The sequence below is a fragment of the Actinomyces sp. HMSC075C01 genome (assembly GCF_001812965.1).
Taxonomy (GTDB): Bacteria; Actinomycetota; Actinomycetes; order Actinomycetales; family Actinomycetaceae; genus Actinomyces; species Actinomyces acetigenes.
This window is the reverse complement of sequence record NZ_KV811040.1, coordinates 174165-174784: the sequence shown is the minus strand read 5'-3', so window position 1 is coordinate 174784 and position 620 is coordinate 174165. Positions and strand designations below refer to the sequence as shown.

General features: G+C 71.3%; 1 pseudogene. It reads left to right on the top strand.

The window, feature by feature from the left end:
• Nucleotides 1–257: 257 nt before the first annotated feature.
• Nucleotides 258–620 (top strand): annotated as a pseudogene (locus tag HMPREF2883_RS15935) (hypothetical protein); the annotation flags it as partial.

The window sequence follows — 620 nt, the reverse complement described above, 5'->3', positions numbered from 1 at the left end:
CTCTTAGTGGTGAGCGGGGTCGGCGGATGCGGGCGCAGGTGGGGCGGCATCGGGCGGCGGCGAGTCTGCGTCTGGGGGTGCGGGCGGCCTCACCCTTGCGCCAGCGGACGCTGCTGCAGGGTTTGCTGGGGGCGCTGCGCCTAGTGGAGGGGCCGGGGGTGCGGCTGCGGGCTCGTACGGAGCACCCGGCTAAGTTGGATTCGGTGCGGCGGCCGTGGCGGGCGGGCCTGGAGCTTGGTGCAGGAGAGATTGTGGCGATGGCGGGCTGGCCTATTGGTGAGCTGCCATTGCCGCTGCTGGGTAGTGGGCACCCGCGCCTGGTGGCCCCGCCGCCGGAGGTGGCGTCTGGCTCGTCCCAGCGCGTCGTCGGGGCCAGTGCGGTGCCAGGAGAGACTGGGCTGGTGCGCTTGCCGATTACCGACGCCGTCTACCACACGCATCTGTTGGGGCCGACGGGTGTGGGTAAGTCGACGGTACTGCTGTCGTTGGCGCTGGCTGATGCGGCTGAGGGCCGGGGCCTGCTCCTGCTCGACCCCAAGGGGGACTTGGCGACGGACTTCGTGGCGCGCCTGCCTCAGGAGCGGGTGGGTGATGTGGTGGTGCTGGATCCGACCAATCCC